Genomic DNA, 22,323 nt, shown 5'->3' with positions numbered 1-22,323 from the left:
ATGAGTATACTTGTATTAGGCGGAGCCGGATACATCGGCTCCCATGCGGTTTACCAGCTCGTGGACAAAGGTGAAGATGTGGTGGTAGTCGATAATCTGACCACAGGACATGAAGAAGCGATCCATCCTAAGGTAACTTATTATGAAGGGGACATCCGTGAAATCGACTTCCTTCGCGGCGTATTCGAAAAGGAAACGATCGATGGTGTCATGCATTTTGCTGCTAATTCCCTTGTAGGCGAGTCCATGGAAAAACCGCTTCAATATTTCGATAACAACGTATACGGCACACAGGTTTTATTGACAGTGATGGTTGAAAACCATGTAAGAAATATCGTGTTCTCATCATCTGCAGCAACGTATGGCGAACCGGAGTCCATTCCGATTACCGAAACCATGCAGACAAACCCGGCAAGCACATATGGCGAAACAAAACTGACCATGGAAAAACTCATGAAGTGGACCGAACAGGCTCATGGTATAAAATATGTATCCCTGCGATATTTTAATGTGGCAGGGGCAAGAGAGTCAGGTGAAATCGGTGAGGATCATCGTCCTGAAACACATCTTGTGCCAATTATTTTGCAGGCCGCTCTCGGCCAACGCCAGAACATTACTATTTTCGGGGATGACTACAATACAGAAGACGGTACTTGCATCAGGGACTATGTCCATGTCGAGGATTTGATCCAGGCACATATTCTTGCGATGAGCCATTTAAGAAACGACGGCGCCAGCGACATTTTTAACCTTGGCAGCAGTCGCGGGTTCTCGGTAAAAGAAATGGTCGATGCAGCACGGAAGGTAACAGGAAGAGAAATCGAAGCTGAGATTGGGGAACGGCGAGCCGGCGACCCAAGCGTATTAATCGCAAGCTCGGAGAAAGCCAGAAATATACTCCATTGGAATCCTGAACGGACAGCAATCACAAAAATCATGGAGGACGCCTGGCAGTGGCACGTAAATAATCCAGGCGGCTATCAAACCTGAGAGGAGCAGATAAACATGGTTTACCAGCATCTTGAGAAACTGATTCATAAAGCGACGGAAGTCGGGTTAATTGAACAAGCAGACCGGATCTATGCACGTAACCAAATCATGTATTTGCTTAATCTGAAAGGAGAGACAGCTGCAGCCCCCTCCTTGCACAATGACGACAGCATCCCGGATATACTTGATCAACTGGTAGCTTACGCCGTCCGGAACCACGTCATCGATGACGTTTTTGACGAGAAAGAAATCCTGGCAGCAAATATCATGAATTGTCTCGTTGCCCGCCCATCAACCATTAATGCTATTTTTCAGGAAAAATACGCACAAAACCCGGCCAGGGCCACGGATTACTTTTATGAGCTCAGCAAAAACAGTAATTATATTCAGATGAAGCGTATCAACAAAAACATCCATTTCACGGCCACCACGGAGTATGGAGAGCTCGATATTACCATTAATTTGTCGAAGCCTGAAAAAGATCCGGAGCAGATCAGACGGGAACGCGAAAACAAACAGCAAGTTGACTATCCGAAATGCGTTCTTTGTGTTGAAAATGAAGGATACGTCGGTCGAACCGGTTATCCGGCCCGTGCCAATCATCGGGTTATCGAGGTTCCACTGCTCGGGGAAAACTGGTATCTCCAATACTCGCCATACGTTTATTACAACGAACATAGTATAGTGCTCGCCGAAGAACACCGGGACATGAAAATTAATAAGAAGACATTCGCACAACTGCTCGCATTCATCGAAAAATTCCCGCATTATTTTATCGGATCGAATGCCGATCTTCCGATTGTCGGCGGGTCTATTTTAACGCATGATCATTTTCAGGGTGGCAGATACAGGTTCGCTATGACCGACGCAAAAGAAGCATTTTCTTTTTCGCTTACCGATTTTGCCGAAGTTTCTGCCCACGTGCTGCATTGGCCTTTATCAGTCATACGGTTAAAAAGTATGGAAAAAGAACAGTTGCTTGGTGCGGCCGACCATATTCTACAAACGTGGAAAGATTACTCGGATGAGTCGGCAGCGATTAAAGCTTTTTCCGGCAACACTCCACACAACACTATCACACCAATAGCACGAATGCGGAACGGCGTTTATGAGCTTGATCTGGTTTTGCGCAACAATCGAACATCTGAAGAGCATCCATCGGGTATCTTCCATCCTCATGCTGACGTCCACCATATTAAAAAAGAGAACATTGGGCTGATTGAGGTAATGGGTCTCGCCGTCCTCCCGGCAAGGTTGAAAGAGGAATTCACTGAAATCAAATCATTCCTCCTGGGAGAACCAGGCAATGTGGCAGACTATCACGAAGCGTGGGCGCAAACCATTAAACAAAAATACGGTACACTTAATGACACTACTAAAGCGGAAAACGTCTTGCAGAAAGAACTTGGGATTAAATTTTCAAAAGTACTGGAAGATGCCGGTGTGTTCAAGGATGAATCAACATTCAAGCGTTTTATTAACACACTGTAAAACAGACGGGCAGGTGAAGAAAACTGTATATCGCAAAGGATGATATATACGGCGATTGGAAGGAGTATACCCTCGAAAATGATCATGGTATGTCGGTTTCTATACTGAACTATGGCGGAATTATTACAAAACTCATGGTTCCGGACCGGCACGGAAGAACCGAAAATGTTGTCCTCGGGTATAAAAATTATGCAGACTATGCTGATAATGCTAATTATTTAGGAGCCCAGATCGGACGTGTGGCCGGGAGAATCAAAAACAGCAGCTTCCAGCTCAACGATAATTCCTATGTATTGACGAATAATGAAGGTAACCATCATCTGCATGGTGGCTCTAACGGCTTTCATCAGATGGTTTGGGATGCAGAAACGTTTCAGTCGAAAAATGAAGCCAAGCTTATTTTAAATCGAACAAGCACACATATGGAAGAAGGCTACCCGGGTAATCTGGATGTATCGATTACGTATACTCTGAACAATGCTAATGAACTGACGCTCAGCTACGGGGCGAGTTCTGACCAGGACACTCCGGTCGCTATGACAAACCATACGTATTTCAATTTAAGCGGAAACAGAAGAGAAACGGTGCACAATCACCATGTCGAATTTGAAAGCGATCATTTCGCCGAACTCGACGAGGAACTTATACCGACCGGCAGATTAATGGAGACGACTGGAACACCTTTTGATTTCAGAAACGGCCGATCGATTGGAGAGGGGCTAAAACCGGACACAGCCCAGCAAAAAACTGTCGGTAACGGTTACGATCATTATTTTGTTCTTGGGAAAGAGAAAACGATAAAAGTATCGGAACAGAGCTCCGGACGAAATATGGAGATCCGCACAAATCAACCCGGCATGGTGTTGTACACTGCCAATGGCCTTGATGCCGGGCTTGCATTAAACAACGGACCCTCCCAAAAATACGCAGGCGTTTGTTTTGAAGCCCAGGCACACCCGGCAGCCTTGCACCACGAAGGGTTTCCCAGTGTGATCGCAGCTTCGCGGGAGAGATATCACAGCTATATTACGTATTCGTTTAAATAAAGTCTGTCGGGAGGAGCTGCCGTGGAGCAGAAGAAGGTGTCCGACCTCCCCGCATCGTAAGTATGACATCGTATGCGGCGGTTCAATAAGTTGAGTCCGCCCCCCCAAAAAAAGGATACTGGCCATACGCCAGTATCCTTTTCCTATATTTTCCCATCCTCAAGCCTTTAAGGAATAATTTATTTCCCCGGAAATTTTTACGAAGAGACATTCAGGAAAGATGAGTGACCTGATTGTAATCGTGGACTTTCCAGACCCCTTCCATAAATTCGATATTCGTGAGGCATCCGTTCAGAAGCTTAAAGCGATCGGCTCCGATTTTCCCACCGGAGATTTCCGTCAGTATAGCGTTAATAACCGCGCCGTGGGCAACAAGCAGCACGCGGCGATCCGGAAATTCTTCAGTCAGGCGATGCACACCCGTCATCACCCGATTTATGAAAACCTCCTTGTCTTCCTGACCGGGGTACTGTTTGTCCGGATATGCGGCCAGCCTTTCCTCTTCACGCATTCCTTCGGCTTCCCCGAAGTGGCGCTCCCGTAATTCTTCCATGACTGTAAGGGGAAGATTATGCCCCTCCCCGATTATTTCAGCGGTGTGCTTCGCTCTTTCCAGCGGGCTTGTCACCAATACGTCCCATTCATCGTCTCTCAGGTAGTCCCGGCACAGTTTCGCCTGCTCTACCCCCGTATAGTTCAGCGGGATATCCGTACCTCCCTGAAGTTTCTTTTCCCTGTTCCACATTGTTTCTCCGTGTCGTACGAGACAGATCGATGTCATTCGTCCATATCCTCCCCGGGCTTATGGTGTTTATAAACGACCGTACTGTAAACTTGAGGGGGAGCTTTCGGATTCAGCAGCTGTTTCACACTGTTCACAGCTGTCATGGCTTCGGACATCCCCGAAGCGAGAAGCATCGTTTTCCCAGGGTAATAGGCAGCATCTCCGCACGCAAATACCCGGGCTCCGCTCGTTTTCATTTCTGTATCCACAGTCACTCTTCCTTTTTCCACTTCGAGTCCCCAGTCTTTGTATACACTTTTACCTATGCTTACCCCTTCATATACAAGAAGGTGGTCCGCTTCGATACTTTCCCCATTGGAAAGATGAATACGCATGAGAGCTCCCGATTCTCCTTCGAGATCGTCGATTTCCGTATTACGGAATACATTCACGGAAGATGCAGCGAGCTGTTCTTCATCGTGCTCATAAACCGCCCGGAATGTTTCATCCCGGTTGATCAAGCTGACAGCGGCCGCTCCCTCTTTTTCCATTGTCAGGGCCCAGTCGATTCCGATACGGAAGTTGGAATATACGGCAATCCGCTTGTTTTTGAAGCGTTTCCGATTTTCAAGCGTATAGTGGATGGAGTAAGGCTCGAATTCTTCCCTTTTCTGAAGAGGCAGCGGTACCGTGTCATACGCTCCGAGTCCGGAAGCGAGGATGACGCTGAGAGCTTCGTAATCGCCTTTATTCGTCTTTACGACGACACTGTCTTCTTTTTCTTCCAGATTTTCGACGATGACATCCGTCTCTATTTCCGGAGCCAGCAGTTCCGCCTGTTTCTGCGTTTCAAAAACAAAGTCCTCCCCCGTGATTCCGTTGAAGCCGGGAACGTCATACAGCTCTTTCTCCGGATAGAATACTTTCGCTTTTCCTCCCGTTTCCTCTTGGTACTCGAGCACCAGCGTGTCCATATTTCTCATACAGCTGTAGTAAGCGGCATAAAGTCCGCTTGTTCCTCCGCCGATTACAATCACATCTTTCATATCTCAACGCCTCCGATTCTTATTGATAATTATTTTCAATTTTAAACAAAATGTTACCGTTTTACAATGTTGACGGTGTCCACCCAACAACGTATATTGTAGATTGACCTCCTGGGAAGGAGAAAATCCCGTACTTTCTTTTTTCTAATAAAAGCGGTCTCGAGAGGAGCTTTTTTCAATATGAAGAACAATAACAGACATCTCTTTGAGATAATGAAATCATCCATTCGTCTCGGGCTTACTTCGTTCGGCGGCCCTGTCGCTCATCTCGCGTACTTTAAAGAAGAGTACATCGACCGGAGAAAATGGCTTGACGATAAGACGTATGCCGACATCATCGCCCTCTGTCAGTTTCTCCCCGGCCCTGCTTCCAGTCAGGTAGGAATATCCATCGGCATGCTGCGAGGGGGACTCGCCGGCGGTATTATCAGCTGGCTCGGGTTCACACTGCCATCCGTGATTATTCTGGTGCTATTTGCGCTTTTGTATCAGAATTTCCAACTGGCGGATGCTCCGTTCATCCATAGTTTAAAAGTGGTGGCTGTCGCCGTCGTGCTGCACGCTCTGATCGGGCTCGGAAAAAAACTGACGCCGGATTCGAAAAGGCAGACGATTGCAATAATAGCGGCCTGTTTTATGCTTCTTTTCCCGTTCGCGTGGATGCAGCTCGGGATCATAGGGGTGGCAGGGATAGCCGGAAGATTTCTGTTCAAAAAAATAGCAGATACAAACGCCGCCCCCTTCCCCGTCACTTTTTCGAAAAAAGCGGGTGCAGGCGCTCTTGCTCTGCTTGTCTCCCTCCTTCTGGTACTGCCCGTCCTTGCACGGCAGACAGAGCACATTCTTATACAACTATTCGATACCTTCTTCCGCGTCGGTTCTCTCGTATTCGGAGGCGGCCATGTCGTCCTCCCTATGCTTGAACGGGAAATCGTGCCGTCAGGGTGGCTGAATGTGGATCAGTTTCTCGCCGGTTACGGGGCAGCTCAGGCTGTTCCAGGCCCGCTGTTCACTTTCTCAAGTTATATCGGAACCATGATTGAAGGTGTGAGCGGGGCGGCAGTCGCGACAATCGCCATGTTTCTCCCCTCTTTCCTGTTTCTGATCGCCGCTTTGCCTTTTCTCAGCGAGCTGCGGAGCCGTCCGGGATTTCAGGGTGTGCTGATGGGAGTGAACGCAAGCGTCGTCGGTATTCTGCTGGCCGCCTTTTACGATCCCGTCGTGACAAGTGCCATTCATTCGAACACTTCTTTCGCTCTGGCGCTGGCACTCTTTTCCCTTCTTCACTTCTTCAAAGTACCAGCCTGGGGGGTAGTGCTGATTGGAGTTGTAACAGGCAGCTTTTTATTCGCATAATTCCGAATATGAAAAAAGACCGGCAGAGAAGCTGGTAACTCTCTGCCGATCAAACAATCAGTTATATCTGAATGTCGTTTCTGATTCTTTCAAGTGCCTGCCTGACGGAAGTATAACTTCTCAGGGAAAGCTCGCTGAAATTGGCGTAAGGTGTGCTCCCCATAGCGAATTTCGGGGTGACACCGCTCAGTATGAGAGTGGTCCCCATCAGATTGAGGAGCTGGTTCAGCTGATAGATTCCTATATGTATTTCTTCGTTGAAGAAGGAAACTCCGGATAAATCAAGAATCAGGTAGTCTTCCTTCTCTTCCTGAACGTGGTTACTGACAGCATCAAGCATCTGCTGGAGACGTTCGTCGTCCACATTTCCGATCAGCGGCAAAATAGACACTCCATCTTCCACCGGTACGATCGGTGTGGAAAGCCGCTTCACTTCCGTGGAATAATGTCCGACGAGACGCTCCGCTTCCACTCTTTTCGTCACATCCTGCTGTACTCCGACGAAGAAATCCTGGTTCAATTTTTCGATGAACACGGTGTATATCTGCAGTTCATTCCAGAATTCGGATCCGTCTTTGCGGTAGTTGCGAAGCTCCACTTTCATATTCTCTTTGCTTTTCAGTGCATCCCGGATTTTGTCCAGGTTTTCTGATTCTGTATCCTCTCCCTGAAGAAAGCGGCAGTTCCGTCCAAGCACGTCCTTCGCCTCATAACCCGTGAGTTCCTCAAAACCTTTATTTACGTAAACGACCGGTGTGTCCACCTGTTGCGGGTCAGCAATGACGACCCCGACACCCACACGGTCCACAGCAGCCCTGATGAAATCATTCTGCTGCATTACTTCCAGCTCATCGAGTGAATAATAATCCATAATGGTTCTCCTCCTGTCCTGTTCTTTCTATATATTTTATTCCGGAAGCTGATCGGTTGGCAACGGAAAAAAGTCCCGTACGAAAGTGTAATCCCCAGCCATGCGGCCGACAGCCTGAAGCTTATGAGGATCCACTTTATCCTTCTCCATATAAATATCATCTCGTAAATGATAGCCGATGACTTCTCCCAGAATCAGATTCGATGTACCTATTTCCATTACCTGCGTCAGCCTGCACTCGAAACTCACCGGAGAAGCCATGACGCGCGGCGGACGGACGTAAACACTTTCCGCTTCCGTAATACCCGCCACTTCGAATTCATCTTCTTCCGCGCTGTAATACCTGCTCGTTTCGTGCATGGCGTTCGCCAGCGATTCGGACACGATGTTCACTACAAACTCTTCCGTTTCTTTTATATTGAAGGCCGTATCTTTCTCCCTTTCCCGTTCGCCGACGGAGATGGCAAGCGTCAGCGGGTCCATCGAAGCTACCGTAAAAAAGCTGAAGGGGGCAAGGTTTTTTCTTCCGTTTCCATCCATGGAGGAAACCCAGGCGATCGGCCTCGGAACGATAGCCCCTTTCACAAGCTTCCCCATATCGTGATCATTGAATTCATTCTTATGTAAAATCATGAAAACACCTTCCTTCCGTCACCCGGACTCCATTCCGGTTCTGCTTATTCAAGTATATCAGATTTTCGGACCGCGTTATTTCGTCATATAATTTTTTCCATAAAAAACGCGGGCCGTCTCGCCCGCGTTGTCCACCTCGTACATTATTTTACATTCATATCGGCAGGACGCGGTCCGAGTCTCGTACCGCTGTCCAGACTGTCCAGTTTCTCCATCTCGTCCTGCGTCAGTTCGAAATCGAAGACATCAAAGTTCTCTTCGATACGGGAAGGGGTCACCGATTTCGGGATAACTACCCGGTTGTTCTGCAAATGCCAGCGCAGAATAACCTGAGCTCCTGTTTTATCATGATTTTTAGCTATCTCCTGCACATAATGATTCTCAAGCACTTCTCCGCCCTGCATAATAGGACTCCATGCTTCCATTTGAATACCGTGTTCCTCACAGAAGTCTTTAATATCTTTTTGTGCAAGGTAAGGATGGCATTCCACCTGGTTCACCGCAGGTTTCACGTCACATTCATCAAGAAGACGCTGCATATGACTTATATCAAAGTTGCACACACCTATCGCCCGGGCCTTCCCTTCCTTCTGAAGCTTCTCCATCGCTTTATAGGTTTCCACGTAGTCGTCATACTCCGGAGTCGGCCAGTGAATGAGATAAAGATCCACGTAGTCGGTGCCCAGTTTAATAAGACTCTCTTCAAAAGCCTCAAGCGTTTTTTCGTACCCGTGATTACTGTTCCAGACTTTGGTCGTAATGAACAATTCTTCTCTCGGGATATCGCTTTTGGCAATCGCTTCTCCTACCTGACCTTCGTTCCCGTAAATGGCTGCCGTGTCAATGGAGCGGTAGCCGGTCTGAAGTGCTTTCGTTACTGCCGGTTCCGCATCTTTCGTTTCTACCTGCCAGAGTCCGAATCCAAGCTGCGGCATCGACACATCGTTATGTAGCTGTACGTAATTCATGTAAAATCTCCCCTCTCTCTTTGTTTCACTATACCCATTTTACTACACCTTTCAACCTACAACTTCCTGAAAAGAATATGCCAGTCCGGCCCCGTGCCCACATCGTAGGCTTTTGCGAAAGAACCCTGATTGATCGCTACAGCAAGACGGTCAAGGGAATTGATGTATACGAGAGGCTCTCCTTTATGCGTATCCGCAAATGAATGACCGAACGTCATCAGCTGGTGAAAATGCTGCCGTCGCCCGTGTTCGATCGTAACTTCCACGGAATCCCCGTGAGTAATACCCAGTTGATGAAACGCTTCCCGCGGCACATTCGTCCACAGATTCCCAAACTGGATATCAAGAATATCCACCGTACCTTCAATCTTTTCTCCGTCGGCCTCCGGATAATGAAGAGGGAGAGAAATAAAGGAATCTGCAGGTAACAACGGACCCACATCTTCGTAAGTAATCGTACCTGAGGAAAGCCGCGCACCTGTGTAGGCGTAAATGTCTCTTCCGTGAAACGTGTAGCTCTCCCCGGAATTCGGCAGACGATTTGTCTGCTCATCAATCTCCCGCAGCTCCACGATCGTTTCCGCCTCATGAATATGGGTGAGTGTCCCATTGTCCGGAGTTACTATGTAATGGCCGTCTGCAGTTTTTGCTACAACGCTTTTACGCTTAGAACCGACGCCCGGATCAACGACGGATACGAACACGGTCCCCTTTTTCCAGTATCCTGCTGTCTGCCACAGCCGGTACGATGCCTCCCATATGTGAAAAGCCGGAATCTCGTGCGTCAGCGTAAATAGCTGCAGCTGTTCATCAACGGAATGGGCCACTCCGTACATAGCACTGACAGCACCGTCACTTATGCCGAAATCAGACTGGAATACCAGTGCACTCTTCATCGCTATCCCTCCTCTTTGTAATGTTCCATTATCTTACCTTATCCTCGCTCTGAACCCAAGTAAAAATTAGGTGACGGGAGCTGTTTAGTGACCTTTAACTCCGGTTTTTCTTCCTGAAAGGCACGATTATCAAGGAATCGTGCCTTTCGCCCTCCCTGCTCTCCTCCGAAAGTAACGATTAGGCGGGAATCATGACCTCCGGAAGGGAAAATGCCGGCTCAAGGTCACGCAAAAGGATTCACACAACAAAAAAAGAAGCGTCAGGGACGCTTCGGATACACCGTTATCATTTTATAAAGCAAATAGCTGATCGGAATGATGAATACAAGCACTGTTACGTAGTCCGGGAGCCCAATATAAGTCGATAACGTAGAAAAAACAAGCGGAAGTGTCAGGGCATACGCTGTCATCTTCCAAACCTGCTGATACCGCAGCTTTCTTTTCAGTATTTTGGAAAGGAGAAGTCCTCCCCCGGCGATGATGGTTACACCGGCTACAATTAGAAAAATGATCAGTAGCGGGTAAAAAACGAGAGCCTGCGCCATATAGAGACCTCTCGCCACTTCCGTCAGTTCTCTTTCGAACGTCGTGATAGCACTGTAGATGTTAGGGAGAAAAAGTACGAGAAGCAGCACGAACAGATAGCCGATCGTGCTGGTGATCCCTTTTCTATTCAGTTGAAAGAGCGCCTCTTTTTTCGGAAGGCGCAGGCTGAGTTTCAGTGACTCCATCTGGTCCACGTCCATTTCTATTCTGTGAAAGCTACAAGTTCTTCATCTATCTGTTTACGGATCTTGTCCATCGCCTGTTCTGCCGAATGGCCGAAGACCCGTTTGTTGTTCACAAGAGCGTAAGGTTTAATGGCACAGAGGCCGCAATAGGACAGGCAGTCGCTGATCAGCACGTCCACTGCCGGATACTCCTCTTCCAGAATTCCTTCTGCGTCTATCGTGCTCAGTAAGTTGCTGTCGCATATTTCTACAAGTACTACCCCATGGGAGTCAGTCTCCTTTTCTTTGTTGTAATCCCAAAACTTCACGTGCGTCGATTTCGTCCTGTTTCATCTGTTCCACCAGCGCATCGAGACCGTCAAAATCGACTTCTCCCCGCATGTGCCTTAAGAAAGAAAGCGTGATGTCTCTGTCGTAAATATCTTCCTGAAAGTCCAGAATATATGCTTCCACTTTATAGGTCGTACCTTTCACCGTCGGACGGTATCCGGCACTGATCAGTACATAATAACTCCTCGGTGTCTCTTCGTGTATGAGAAGAGAACCGATGTAAACGCCCGGTGCGGGGTTCACGTATTCGTCCGCCCCGCCGAGATTTATTGTAGGGAAACCGAGCTCACGACCAAGAGCCTGTCCTCTTGTGACCGTCGCCTTCATGGCATAGGGGCGACCTAACTTGGCTGTGGCGGCTTCCACTTTTCCTTCTTCAATCAGCGTCCTGATCTCCGGAGCCGATACATGTTGAATGGAAAAGACTTCAGCATCACGGACAGCTGAATTTTCTTCTTCTATTATAACATGCGAGGGCGCAAGTGTTTCCACACCCTGCCTGATATTTTCTTCATCCGACTTTTTATAATAAAAGTCTATGCCGAAAGACTCCAGCAGTTCTTTTTTATGATGAAAAGGGGTAAGCAGCCGTTCTTTTTTTACGGAAGTATCAAGTACCGCTATCTGATGCCCCCGCTTACGGGCCTGGCGCAATAAATTGTAATGACCGAGATGCATTCCGTCGAAATCGGCAATTACGAGCGTCAGCGGACCCTCCGTTTTCTGAACTTGTGACCAGTCGTTTATCTTCATGAAAACCGTCCCCTTCTTCAAGTGTTACACACAAATTAATTTAATCAGCCTTTCCCTGACTATGCAAGCCACATGCACATAGAAAAGCGGAAGCGTCCGGTTAGAAATGCTGGCATAAGCAGGTTTGTCATGTGAAAGGTACTTTTCCTTTCACTGATCCAAACTGCTTGTGACATGAATTTCTGGACACTGCAGCTGGACAAAAGAAAAGCGGAACCGCCCGTTCATTCAGGGTTGTTTAACATTTACGGTAACTTGGGTATACACAGATTGTGAGCAACAAACCAGAAAACAAGGAGTGTTTACAGATATGAGTAAGAAAGTACTAATGATTGTAACGAACCATGATAAAATCAATGAAGACACACCGACAGGAATCTGGCTTTCAGAATTCGCCGAAGCTTATAATGAATTCAAACAGCACGGCTTCGATGTAACGGTAGCCAGCCCAAGCGGCGGTCAGTCTCCGGTAGACCCGAACAGTGTAAGCGACGACGAGCCTCAGGAAAATCTGGATGCTAAACCGATGCTCGAAAACACAACGCCTATCAGCAGTCTGAACGCAGAAGACTTCGATGCGGTTTTCCTACCAGGCGGTCACGGCACTATGTTCGACTTCCCGGATAACGAAAAACTTCAGAGTATGCTGAGAGAAACGTACGAATCCAAGAAACCGCTGGCTGCCGTATGCCACGGGCCTGCTGCTCTCGTGAACGTAAAACTTTCGGACGGACAGTATATCGTACAGGGCAAAAGCGTCAATGCGTTCACGGACGCGGAAGAAGCGGACACTACGCTTGATCAGCACATGCCTTTCCTTCTTGAAAGCAAACTGCGGGAACGTGGTGCACATTTCCTTTCCGCACCGAACTGGTCCGAGCATGTAGAAACAGACGGAAATCTGATCACCGGTCAGAACCCTCAGTCTACAGTAGCAGTAGCGAAAGAGTTCGTACGCACGCTGCAAAAATAAAACGCGTCTCCTCGAACAAAAGCGCGATTTCCTCAATTGGGGAAATCGCGCTTTTTCTATTCCATAATCTGTTCAACTGTGTAATCCGACGGATCCAGCTCCGTTTCCTTACCGATGACAAGACGGGCAAGCTCCGCCCCGATGTACGGGCCTGCCGTGAGACCCGAGGCACCGAGACCGTTAGCGATATACAGACCTTCCACACCCGGCGCTTTCCCATATACGGGCATCGACCCGGGAGTATAAGGTCGGAAGCCGATTTTTGCGGCGTGGAATTCCATGTTTTCAAGACCCGGCGCCACCTCGATCATTTTACTGATGATTTCCTGAAGCAAAGAAGCACGGACACCGTGATCGAACCCTTCGTCCGAGGACTGGGTGGCTCCGCTGACGATTCTCCCGTCTTCAAAGGTGAGCATGTATTTATTGCCCGGCGGAAGCAATACCGGCCAGTTTCCCGTATCTGCTCCCGGCATATCAAGGTGAGCGATAAGAGCTTTCTGTGGTCCGGCTTCCACGTGAAGTCCGAGCGGGGAAAGCAGTTCCTTCGCCCACGCGCCGTTAGCCGCAATCACCTGGTCCGCTTCGTAATGAGTGCCGTCCACCACAGCACCACAGACCCGGTTTTCTTTATGCAGAAGTTCTGCCGATCCCTCTACAAACGTAACGCCGAGTTTCTTCCCGGCACGAATTAACGCATCCCGGACTTCCCGTCCGTTCACCCGAGCCGCCCCGCTCACATGGACACCGGCGTAAGCTTCGTCCAGAGGCGGGAAATATTCTTTCGGTTTCCCGTGGTCAAGATATGTGACTTCCCCCATTTCCGGGGTATATTCCTTTTTGGCTAATGCCCGTTCGTACATATCCCGGGCCTTCTCTTCTTTCTGGTGCATTTTTATGGCACCGACCTGCTTGTAGCCTGTATTCGTCTCTCCCATATCCTCAAGTTCACGGACTAGTTCCGGATAGTAACGGGCTCCTCCCGAGGCTAAACGATACCAGCGTTTATTCCTTCTTAAGGAAAGCCAGGGACAGATGATCCCGGCTGCCACCGCAGTAGCCTGCCCGTCATCGTTACGATCGATCACCGTCACCTCTTTTCCGGCTTTCCGTAAGTGATAAGCAGCGGAAGCACCAAGGATGCCTGCACCGATCACAATATAGCGCTCTGTCATAACGTCACACCTTCTTTTTAAATTTACACATAACGACATTGTACAGAAAGAAGGAGGCAACCTCAATCAGAGGGATGTCGGAGCCGATCACGTTTCTGAGCAAAATGATGATAGAAAGCGATTTCAAAAATGAAAACGGCGACGAAAAGCGCCCCTACGAAGGGAAGCGGGCTGTCAATGATAATGAACAGAACCAGAAAGAAAACGAATGCCGTTATACCTGTCACTACGGGCACTTTCATAATGTTAACCTCCCTTTAACGAGCATGTATTACTAATAAAATACCACGACAGGGAGGAAGTTAACCCTCTCCGTCGTGGATGACTTGTGTACCGGCTATCAGATCGTGTATCGCTCGTTTATCCTCGCGCAATCCTACCATAAAGGCACTGACGATCACGCCGATACCAAGGGTGAGAATGTAGACAATTCCCCCCACTACGATACGAAGCAACATGTTTCCGATGGTTACGTCCTCCCCGCTCACTTTTACGATACGGACACCCATCAGCTTCTTCCCTATGACATACCCCCGCCAGAAAACCGGGAGCAACAAAGAGTAAAGAAATGATAGCGCATCGAGCGGAGATCTTTCATTCAGCCTGGTGATGTCCCCGTAAACGATGAACGCAAGAAGCGCCAGAATTACTCCGATGATGAGCGAGTCAAGAATATTCGCTCCCAAACGGACCCAGAAGCCTGCCGGCTGTTGCATATGTAATCCTTCCTTTCTGATTGTCTTTTCTTTCCTTCTCCTATACGATAGACGAAACAAAACGTTTCAAAAGGAGCCAGGTTCTCATGAAAAAAATCACAGCCGCCCTCATAACTTTCTTAAGCGTACTTCTCTTTCTTAAACCGCGAAAAGCTGCAGCCCCGACCCCACGCCCCGAACTGAAACCGGGAGATCTTCTGTTTTCACCTATCGGAGAGAAAGATTCTTTCTATATCGGTCACGTCGGAATCGTCACAGAAGACGATAGCGTAATCCACTCCATTCCGAAAGGGCTTAAAAAAGACGATGCAGACCGTTTTTTCCGCAAGTTCGCACGACTCTACCTGTACCGCGCCAGGGATGAAGAAGCCGGGGCACGGGCGGCCGCTTTCGCCAAGCGCATTTTTGAATCGAACCCCCGGGCACCCTACCGGTTCTTCACCGATCTGAAAAATACTGGTGGTAAACAGTACTGCACCAAACTGGTGTGGCAGGCGTATTACTACGGAGCAGGGATAAAATTAAAAAACTTTCCCCTCTTCGCAAGAGCCCTTCATCCGGAACTCATCAAAGATTCGCGGCATCTATATAAAGTCAGAACATAGGAAAGAGCGGCCTCCCTCGTGGAACCGCTCTTTCTTATATATTTTCCTAACTTTCTTTCTGCTTATAATCATATAACCCCATGGCACATACTTTCATATCCAGGCGGAGGATCTCGTATACGTCGTGATCATCCGGCACCCCATTCTCTCTCAGGTATCCGGATACTTTTTCAAATAGGCGGCTCTCCATCGCTTCCGCAGAGTCCTCCTGTCTAAGAGTTTCCACAAATACGGAAAGCCAGTCTTTCACCTGACTCAGTGCTTCCTCCGGCTCCTCCGTCATCCCGTAGTGACCGAAATAGAGACGTGATGGTTTCATGTGACGAAAACGCTGAATCTGTGCCGTCATCTCTTCCGGATTGAACTGGTTCGGAGACGTGGAGGGCAGATAAAAAGTCATGCCTTCTACCTGATGATATCTGATCCCGGCCGTATCTCCGGTGAAAATACCGTCGGTCACGGGGTCATAGATACCGAGGTGATGTTTGGCATGTCCTGGTGTGTCAAAAAATTTCAGTTCCCTCTCATCATCTATCATGAGCACGTCTTCTTCTCCTTTTTCAATCACTTTCTCCTCCGGAACGGGATGAATCGGTGCGAACAATCGGTCGAAGTCCTCACCGTAGACGGCTCTCGCTCCCTTAATAAGCCGGGACGGATCCACGAGGTGGCGCTTTCCTTTCGGATGGACGATAAGTTCTGCATTGGGACAGGAGTCAAGCAGCAGTCCCGCTCCCCCGGCGTGATCCAGATGAACGTGGGTCACAATAACATATTTGACATCCTCAAGAGAAATACCGAGCGAATCGAGGCCCTCTCTGATTTTTTCGACCGAAGGAGCCGGACCGGTTTCAACCAGAGTCACATATTTGTTGTTAAGAACGTAAGTACCGGTTCTGCCTTCAAAGCCCATATCGTATCCGTCAATCAAATACGTGTCGTGTCCTAAATTGACTGGCTGTTCATTCATAGTAATCCCTCCTCTCCTCATACTACTAAAAAATGGATTCCTTTGTAAGGGCTTTCCTGACAGATGCTCCTATCTCCCCATGCCGGTCACGTAAAAAAAACGCCTCTCCGGAGGAAAGGCGTTTTGTTCCATGTCAGCCGATAAGCGTATTTTCGAGCTGCTTCATTCTGTAGAAGTACCCTTTCCATTCCATAAGTTCCTCATAACTTCCTTTTTCTATCACCTGGCCCTGTTCAACGACGACGATGTTATCCATCTGCTCAAGCCCTTTAAGATTATGGCTGATAAGAATAACCGTATCATGAACCGCTGTTTCCCAAAAGTCCTGCATCAGTTCTCTTTCGGTAAGGACGTCCACAGAGGAAAACGGTTCGTCAAGAATCCACGTACGGGCCGGTTTCAGGTAAATCCTGGCCAGCGCAAGCCGCTGTTTCTCTCCGCCCGACAGGTTCCCTCCTTTTTCCTCTACCGGATGTTCAGGGGACAGATGCGGCAGTTTCACACGCTCAAGCACTTCCTTCATTCTACGGTCATCGGCGTCTTCATCGGCAAGAAGAAGATTATCTCTGACCGTTCCATAAAAGAAATGACTTTCCTGTAAAATGGTGTTCACTTCTTTCCACACACTTTCCTGACTCACCCTCTGCATGTCTTTATCCTGTACTTTAATCCGTCCGGCTTCGGGCACGTCCATAGAAAGAAGGAGCTGCTGGATCGTCGACTTCCCTGACCCGCTGGCCCCGACGATGGCCGTTTTGGAGCCGGCAGGAAAAGAGATGGTCGCATCCTGAAGTACAGGAGTCAGACTTTCCGGAAAAGAGTAAGTTACATTCTCCATGGAAAAAGAAAGCGGTCCGAATGGTTCGAGGGAGACATCTCCCGAGTGCCTGCCGGTCTGTCCGGGAAGGGAGAACAGGCGCTCCGCTGCGTTTCTGTTATCTTCCAGATGCCTGGGCACGTTCGCCATAGGACCGGCATCTTCAAATACCATGAGAGAAATCATGATGAACATGGCAAGGAAAATCCCGTCCAGCTCCCCGGCTCCGATCTGCCAGACGGAAACGAGAACAACAGCCCACGTCGCTGTCAGAGAAGCCAGCAGATTCCATCCTTCTCCGCCAGCCATCTGCAGCTGCTGCCGTTCATGAGCAGCTTCGTATGTCTCCATCGATTTCCTGAGATCGGCCTCTGTTTCCTCCTGTTTCTGATATATCTTCAAATCACGGAAGCCGTACAGCCACTCTGCAAGCTTCGTGGAGAGAATGCCACGACCTTCTCTTACGGAATACTGGCTCTTCCGCTGTTTCAGTGTAGCTATGAACGGAATCACCACTCCTACGATGACCAGGCCGAGAAAGAATAGGAGAGCGAGCATCCATGAGAAAAAAGTAGTGAAAATCATAGTGCTCAAAAACACGATGACAAGCACAATCGGGGGATAATAAACCCGCAGGAAGAAGTTCTGCAGGCTCTCCACGTCCCCGATGACCCGTGCGAGAAGATCCCCGCTCCGGTATTTCCGGAAGATGTGGGGCACTTCGGGTTCAAGCATTTCAAAAAATCGGGTCCGGATATGACTTAAAATCGTGAAGGTGGCCCGGTGCGAAAACAGCCGTTCCACGTATCGCCCGAGCGCTCTTGTAAAACCGAACAGTTTCACCATGGCGATAACAATAATGAGCGTATATAAAGGCGGAGCGAGAGCAGCTTTGGAAATGAGGTATCCGCTGGCACCGAACAGCCCCACTGTCGTCAGGCCGGCCAGCACCCCGAATACGATGGAAAACCATATATCCTTCTTTTCTCTTGCTACAAGAGCCAATACAGTTCGCAGTTCCTTCATTGCACTTCCACTCCCTGGCTCGCCGTCGTCATCCGGCGGTATTCATCCACTGTGCCGAAAAGTTCTTCATGTGTGCCCTGACCTGCCACACGGCCGTCTTCCAGAAACAGAATTTCATCCGCTTCCCGTATAGTATGCAGGCGGTGGGCCACCGTAATCATCGTTGCGTGCTGCGACAGTTCCGTCAGTGATTCGCTCAGAATACGTTCCGTCTCCAGGTCCAGCCCGGTTGTAGGTTCATCGAGAAGAACGATGTACGGATCTTTCAGGAATGCCCGGGCGAGCGCCAGCCGCTGTTTTTCTCCTCCGGAAAGACCTCTCCCCCCTTCTCCTAACGGGGTATTCATCCCGTCTTCCAATCGCTGCGTCAACTCGTAAAGACCTGCTTTTCTCAAGGCGGTCTCCACTTCTTCCGGAGAAGACCGTCCACCGGCTCCGATAATAATATTTTCTTTCAATGTTCCCGAGAAGATGTAGGGATCCTGGGAAATATAGCTGACGTGATTCATCCATTCATCCTCACGATACTCGTGCAGGTCCTCCTCTTCCACCTCGATCGTTCCTTCCTTCACCGGCATCAGTCCGCTAATCAGGTGTAGGAGCGTCGATTTTCCGGAACCGGTCCGTCCGGCAATCGCAAGGTTTTTCCCCGGCGTAAGGTCTACGCTGACAGGTCCGGTGTAAAACCCGTCTTCTCCATAACGATGCGTTGCGTCACGAAGCACGATATGAGGCGGGCAGGATAAAGAAAGCTCTTTCTCCCCCCACTGCATCCCGTCTTCCGGTTTGTTGATCTCCTCAAAAACCTTTGACGCTGCACCCATGCTTGTTCGACCTGTATGAAAAGCGAAACCGAGCTGCTTCAGATAGTTGTAGAACTCGGGCGCGAGAATAAGAATGAAGAAAGCTGTGAAAAAATTCATGTTTTCAAATATGATCAGCTGCAGAGCAATTTCAAGAGCAATGAGGCCGATGCTCAGCATAGAAATGAGTTCCAACATGAGGGAAGACACGAACGCCGTTTTCAGCACTTCCATCGTCGCATCCCGGAACCTCAGACTGCTGGTTTCAATCGTCTCTTTCTGTGCTTTCGCTTTACGGAACAGTTTCAGCGTGGTCAGGCCCTGCAAAATATCGAGGAATTTTCCGGACAGTTCATTCATTTCCTCCACTTTCTCCTCTGACTTCTCTTTTGTTTTCATCCCGATGATTATATAAAAAAGCGGAATGAACGGCGAAGTGGCCAGGATGATAAAAGCGGAGTTCAAATGGATAACTGCAATCGTGACAAAAAGGAAAAGAGGTACGATCAGTGACTGGATCACCTGAGGCACGTAGCCGCTGAAATAACTGTCCGTCTCTTCCACTGCATCCATGAAAACGCTCACCCGCCGCCCGGCTTCCACCTGTCCGGATTCCCCGACGGATGCTCCCGATATTTTGTGAAGCAGCCGTTCTCTCATCATACGTTTGGCTCTCGAGGCCAGCCGGACCCCGGTGCGGGCTATCGCAGTACTGACACCCGTACGGATCCACAATACTCCGAGCAGGAGTGTCAGCGGTACGAGCACAGCCGACAGACCTCCCCCTTCTACAAAAACGCGGTCCACGATTGTAACGAACAGATACCCCTGCCCGATAATACTTACAGCCAGCAGTAGGGCAGCGAGAACAATCACCGAAACTTTTTTCCACTCTTTTTTCAACAGCAGATTCCATTCTTTCATTCCCGTTACCGCCTTTCCAACGTGAATCATTTCACAATTAATTATACGCGATACAGCAGGGAATTTAAAGAAAAGCAGTTCTTCTTCATGGACCTATAAAAAACCGGCCCGGGAACGTTCCATCATTTAAGATGTACCGCCTCCGGACCGGTTCAGTGCTCTGTTTTTTATTTTACGATAAAGTCTGACTCCAGTCGATAACTGCTTCGCCTTCCAGAAAACGTTCGGCGTCCATCGCTGCCATGCAACCTGTACCGGCAGCTGTAACCGCCTGACGATACTTCGCATCCTGCACATCACCGCAGGCGAATATACCATCTACGTTCGTATTGGTCGTTCCGGGATCCACGAGCAGATACCCTTTTTCATCCATGTCCAGTTTTCCTCTCACGAACTCCGTATTCGGATTGTGGCCGATAGCTACGAATACTCCGTCCGTTTCAATGACTTCTTCTTCTCCTGTATCGTTATCCTGCACTTTGAGTCCACTTATCTTCAGACCGTCCGACTGCATTTCCACCGGTGACTTATTAAGTGCCCACGTTATTTTTTCGTTGGCTTTGGCACGGTCCTGCATGATTTTGGAAGCTCTCAGTTCGTTGCGCCGGTGGACGATCTGCACTTCCCTTGCAAACTTCGTCAAAAAGTTCGCTTCTTCCATCGCGGAATCTCCGCCCCCGACTACAACCAGTTTCTTATCGCGGAAAAAGAAGCCGTCACACGTAGCGCAGGTGCTTACGCCTTTCCCTATGTTCTCTTTCTCCCCGGGAATTCCGAGCATTTTGGCGGAGGCCCCGGTAGAGATAAGCAGGCTTCTCGTTTCAATATCCTCCATACCGTTGATTTTCAGTTTGAAAGGGCGGTCGGAAGTATCCACCTCTTCCACCCATCCTCTTTTGAATTCGGCTCCGAAACGTTCGGCCTGTTTCTTCATATCATCCATCAGCTGCGGACCCATAATACCGTCCGCAAAACCGGGGTAGTTCTCCACTTCCGTAGTCAGGGTAAGCTGCCCTCCCGGTTCCGGTCCTTCGATGACCAGCGGTTCCATATTCGCGCGGGCCAGGTAAATCGCTGCTGTAAGTCCTGCAGGTCCTGTGCCGAGTATAACTGTCTTATATGTCATAAATGACCCCTCCTATAAATCTTCCTACTCCCCCATACCCTCCTCGGTAGAAAAACATTCATTTTTTTATGGGTAAGGGTTAGCATATTGTGACACAGAGGTATAAAATGGAGGGATATAACGACAAAAGAGGTGTTCAATCCATGTTACATAATCCGACCGGAAAGGAACGTTTCGGCCTGGCCCTTCTGCTTGGAATGCTGGGGATTATGGGGCCGCTCAATATAGATATGTATTTACCGAGTTTCCCGGGAATCGCCCGGGACCTCGCGACGACCGCTTCCATGGTCCAGCTGAGCTTAACCGCCTGCCTCATCGGACTTGCGATAGGTCAAATCGTTGTCGGCCCCATCAGTGATGCTTCGGGCAGAAAAAGACCGCTCACAGTTTTCCTGTTTCTGTTCGCTATCGCATCCCTGCTCTGTGCGCTTGCTCCGAATATTTATATTCTCATCATCGCAAGATTTCTCCAGGGATTCACGGCCTCCGCAGGAGTCGTCCTTTCCCGTGCTGTCGTCCGTGACGTGTTCGACGGGAGGGAGCTGACGAAATTTTTCGCTCTTCTGATGGTCATCAATGCTACAGCACCGATGATTGCACCGATGGCCGGCGGAGCGATTTTATGGTTCCCTTTTTCTTCATGGCACACGATTTTTTACTTTCTCTCCTTACTCGGCCTGATTATCGTATTTACCGTGACGTGGAAACTGCCGGAGACGCTCCCGAAAGAAAGAAGGACCCCGAGTTCCGTCGGTGCTTCCGTAAAAACGATCGGGCGGCTGCTCGTGGATCGCTCCTTCATCGGCTACGCTCTCACAATCGGCTTCGTTCACGGAGGAAGCTTCGCCTACGTATCGGGTACACCGTTCGTTTATCAGGGGATCTACGGAGTGAGTCCCCAAGTGTTCAGTATCCTGTTCGGAATTAACGGGCTTGCCATTATTACAGGGAGCTTTCTGATCGGACGTCTCGGAGGGATCATCCACGAGCGGAAACTGCTCCAGACCGCCGTCATTACTGCTGTGGCTGCGACGTTTTTTCTCCTGATCATGACGATCACGAAAGGACCTCTGCCCACTCTCGTCATATCCATCTTCATTTATATGACTTGCATGGGGATGGTACTTACCAGTACTTTTACCCTGGCTATGGAGAAACAGGGGCACCGGGCCGGGAGTGCAAGTGCCGTACTCGGCATGCTTCCTCTCCTGTTCGGGGCTGCCGCTTCACCGCTCGCCGGACTGGATGAATCGACAGCCGTGCCTATGGGGCTCATTCTGTTTTCGACTTCCTCACTCGGCCTCGTTACTTTCTTTACGTTAGCCCGGCCTTACGCAGTCAAAAAGGTCTGAA

At 49.1% G+C, this 22,323-nt stretch carries 23 protein-coding genes; 7 read left to right on the top strand and 16 right to left on the bottom strand.

Going from position 1 to position 22,323, the window contains the following annotated elements:
• Genes galE through BLU03_RS11505 form a run of 3 tightly spaced genes read left to right on the top strand, consistent with a single transcriptional unit; the run spans position 1 to position 3,527 of the window.
• Positions 1–990, top strand: a complete 990-nt coding sequence (gene galE / locus BLU03_RS11515; RefSeq protein WP_093107899.1) for a UDP-glucose 4-epimerase GalE — start codon at positions 1–3, stop codon at positions 988–990.
• 15 nt (positions 991–1,005) lie between these two features.
• A complete protein-coding gene (gene galT, locus BLU03_RS11510; protein WP_093107897.1) occupies positions 1,006–2,481 on the top strand; it encodes a UDP-glucose--hexose-1-phosphate uridylyltransferase in 1,476 nt (491 codons plus the stop codon).
• 23 nt (positions 2,482–2,504) lie between these two features.
• A complete protein-coding gene (locus BLU03_RS11505) occupies positions 2,505–3,527 on the top strand; it encodes an aldose epimerase family protein (RefSeq protein ID WP_093107895.1) in 1,023 nt (340 codons plus the stop codon).
• A gap of 211 nt (positions 3,528–3,738) precedes the next feature.
• On the opposite strand, the gene BLU03_RS11500 is transcribed toward BLU03_RS11505, so the two are convergent.
• Positions 3,739–4,308: a histidine phosphatase family protein gene (locus BLU03_RS11500; protein WP_093107893.1), complete on the bottom strand. Its 570-nt coding sequence runs from the start codon at positions 4,306–4,308 to the stop codon at positions 3,739–3,741.
• Positions 4,305–5,297, bottom strand: a complete 993-nt coding sequence (locus tag BLU03_RS11495; RefSeq protein WP_076571945.1) for an NAD(P)/FAD-dependent oxidoreductase — start codon at positions 5,295–5,297, stop codon at positions 4,305–4,307. Before BLU03_RS11495 ends, BLU03_RS11500 begins: the two co-directional genes overlap by 4 nt.
• A 180-nt stretch (positions 5,298–5,477) precedes the next feature.
• Here BLU03_RS11495 and chrA point away from each other — a divergent pair, with 180 nt between their 5' ends.
• The gene (chrA, locus tag BLU03_RS11490; protein ID WP_093107891.1) at positions 5,478–6,653 is read left to right on the top strand and encodes a chromate efflux transporter; all 1,176 of its coding nucleotides are present in this window, start codon (positions 5,478–5,480) and stop codon (positions 6,651–6,653) included.
• 61 nt (positions 6,654–6,714) lie between these two features.
• Here chrA and BLU03_RS11485 read toward each other — a convergent pair whose 3' ends face one another.
• The 7 genes from BLU03_RS11485 to BLU03_RS11455 all read right to left on the bottom strand — a co-directional run bounded on the left by BLU03_RS11485 (position 6,715) and on the right by BLU03_RS11455 (position 11,835).
• The gene (locus tag BLU03_RS11485) at positions 6,715–7,524 is read right to left on the bottom strand and encodes a PAS domain-containing protein (RefSeq protein ID WP_076571949.1); all 810 of its coding nucleotides are present in this window, start codon (positions 7,522–7,524) and stop codon (positions 6,715–6,717) included.
• Positions 7,525–7,560: 36 nt separating this feature from the next.
• Complete coding sequence (locus tag BLU03_RS11480) at positions 7,561–8,157, bottom strand: flavin reductase family protein (RefSeq protein WP_093107889.1); 597 nt, start codon at positions 8,155–8,157, stop codon at positions 7,561–7,563.
• 143 nt (positions 8,158–8,300) lie between these two features.
• The gene (locus tag BLU03_RS11475) at positions 8,301–9,125 is read right to left on the bottom strand and encodes an aldo/keto reductase (RefSeq protein WP_076571953.1); all 825 of its coding nucleotides are present in this window, start codon (positions 9,123–9,125) and stop codon (positions 8,301–8,303) included.
• Positions 9,126–9,181: 56 nt separating this feature from the next.
• The gene (locus BLU03_RS11470) at positions 9,182–10,021 is read right to left on the bottom strand and encodes an SAM hydrolase/SAM-dependent halogenase family protein (protein WP_008591196.1); all 840 of its coding nucleotides are present in this window, start codon (positions 10,019–10,021) and stop codon (positions 9,182–9,184) included.
• Positions 10,022–10,281: 260 nt separating this feature from the next.
• Complete coding sequence (locus tag BLU03_RS11465; protein WP_093107993.1) at positions 10,282–10,752, bottom strand: DUF1189 family protein; 471 nt, start codon at positions 10,750–10,752, stop codon at positions 10,282–10,284.
• Between the two features lie 17 nt (positions 10,753–10,769).
• On the bottom strand, positions 10,770–11,060 hold the full coding sequence (locus tag BLU03_RS11460; RefSeq protein WP_076571960.1) for a DUF1450 domain-containing protein: 291 nt from the start codon (positions 11,058–11,060) through the stop codon (positions 10,770–10,772).
• Entirely contained in the window at positions 11,023–11,835 is an 813-nt protein-coding gene (locus BLU03_RS11455) for a riboflavin kinase (RefSeq protein WP_093107887.1), read from the bottom strand. Before BLU03_RS11455 ends, BLU03_RS11460 begins: the two co-directional genes overlap by 38 nt.
• Positions 11,836–12,145: 310 nt before the next feature.
• Here BLU03_RS11455 and BLU03_RS11450 point away from each other — a divergent pair, with 310 nt between their 5' ends.
• Positions 12,146–12,808, top strand: a complete 663-nt coding sequence (locus BLU03_RS11450; protein ID WP_076571964.1) for a type 1 glutamine amidotransferase domain-containing protein — start codon at positions 12,146–12,148, stop codon at positions 12,806–12,808.
• Positions 12,809–12,864: 56 nt separating this feature from the next.
• On the opposite strand, the gene BLU03_RS11445 is transcribed toward BLU03_RS11450, so the two are convergent.
• The 3 genes from BLU03_RS11445 to BLU03_RS11435 form a co-directional block, all read right to left on the bottom strand.
• Positions 12,865–13,983, bottom strand: coding sequence for an NAD(P)/FAD-dependent oxidoreductase (locus BLU03_RS11445; protein ID WP_093107885.1), 1,119 nt, complete (start codon positions 13,981–13,983; stop codon positions 12,865–12,867).
• 62 nt (positions 13,984–14,045) lie between these two features.
• Positions 14,046–14,225, bottom strand: coding sequence for a hypothetical protein (locus BLU03_RS11440; RefSeq protein WP_093107883.1), 180 nt, complete (start codon positions 14,223–14,225; stop codon positions 14,046–14,048).
• A 60-nt stretch (positions 14,226–14,285) separates the two neighbouring features.
• Positions 14,286–14,699, bottom strand: a complete 414-nt coding sequence (locus tag BLU03_RS11435; protein ID WP_093107881.1) for an RDD family protein — start codon at positions 14,697–14,699, stop codon at positions 14,286–14,288.
• Between the two features lie 86 nt (positions 14,700–14,785).
• Between BLU03_RS11435 and BLU03_RS11430 the strand changes: the two genes are divergently transcribed.
• On the top strand, positions 14,786–15,304 hold the full coding sequence (locus tag BLU03_RS11430; RefSeq protein WP_076571971.1) for a YiiX/YebB-like N1pC/P60 family cysteine hydrolase: 519 nt from the start codon (positions 14,786–14,788) through the stop codon (positions 15,302–15,304).
• 46 nt (positions 15,305–15,350) lie between these two features.
• On the opposite strand, the gene BLU03_RS11425 is transcribed toward BLU03_RS11430, so the two are convergent.
• The 4 genes from BLU03_RS11425 to trxB form a co-directional block, all read right to left on the bottom strand.
• On the bottom strand, positions 15,351–16,274 hold the full coding sequence (locus tag BLU03_RS11425; RefSeq protein WP_076571973.1) for an MBL fold metallo-hydrolase: 924 nt from the start codon (positions 16,272–16,274) through the stop codon (positions 15,351–15,353).
• 133 nt (positions 16,275–16,407) lie between these two features.
• Positions 16,408–18,117 carry a thiol reductant ABC exporter subunit CydC gene (gene cydC, locus BLU03_RS11420; protein ID WP_093107879.1) on the bottom strand — a complete coding sequence of 570 codons (1,710 nt, stop codon included), beginning with the start codon at positions 18,115–18,117 and terminating at the stop codon, positions 16,408–16,410.
• A complete protein-coding gene (gene cydD, locus BLU03_RS11415; RefSeq protein ID WP_093107877.1) occupies positions 18,114–19,844 on the bottom strand; it encodes a thiol reductant ABC exporter subunit CydD in 1,731 nt (576 codons plus the stop codon). The genes cydC and cydD overlap by 4 nt, the downstream gene beginning before the upstream one ends.
• Before the next feature lie 172 nt (positions 19,845–20,016).
• On the bottom strand, positions 20,017–20,970 hold the full coding sequence (gene trxB / locus BLU03_RS11410; RefSeq protein WP_008591162.1) for a thioredoxin-disulfide reductase: 954 nt from the start codon (positions 20,968–20,970) through the stop codon (positions 20,017–20,019).
• A gap of 143 nt (positions 20,971–21,113) precedes the next feature.
• On the opposite strand from trxB, the gene BLU03_RS11405 reads away from it, so the two are divergent.
• Positions 21,114–22,322, top strand: a complete 1,209-nt coding sequence (locus tag BLU03_RS11405; protein ID WP_008591160.1) for a Bcr/CflA family efflux MFS transporter — start codon at positions 21,114–21,116, stop codon at positions 22,320–22,322.
• Position 22,323: the final 1 nt, after the last annotated feature.

The organism is Salimicrobium album (assembly GCF_900107115.1).
In the GTDB taxonomy this organism is placed as follows: domain Bacteria; phylum Bacillota; class Bacilli; order Bacillales; family Halobacillaceae; genus Salimicrobium; species Salimicrobium album.
This window is presented reverse-complemented; position numbering and strand designations above follow the sequence as displayed.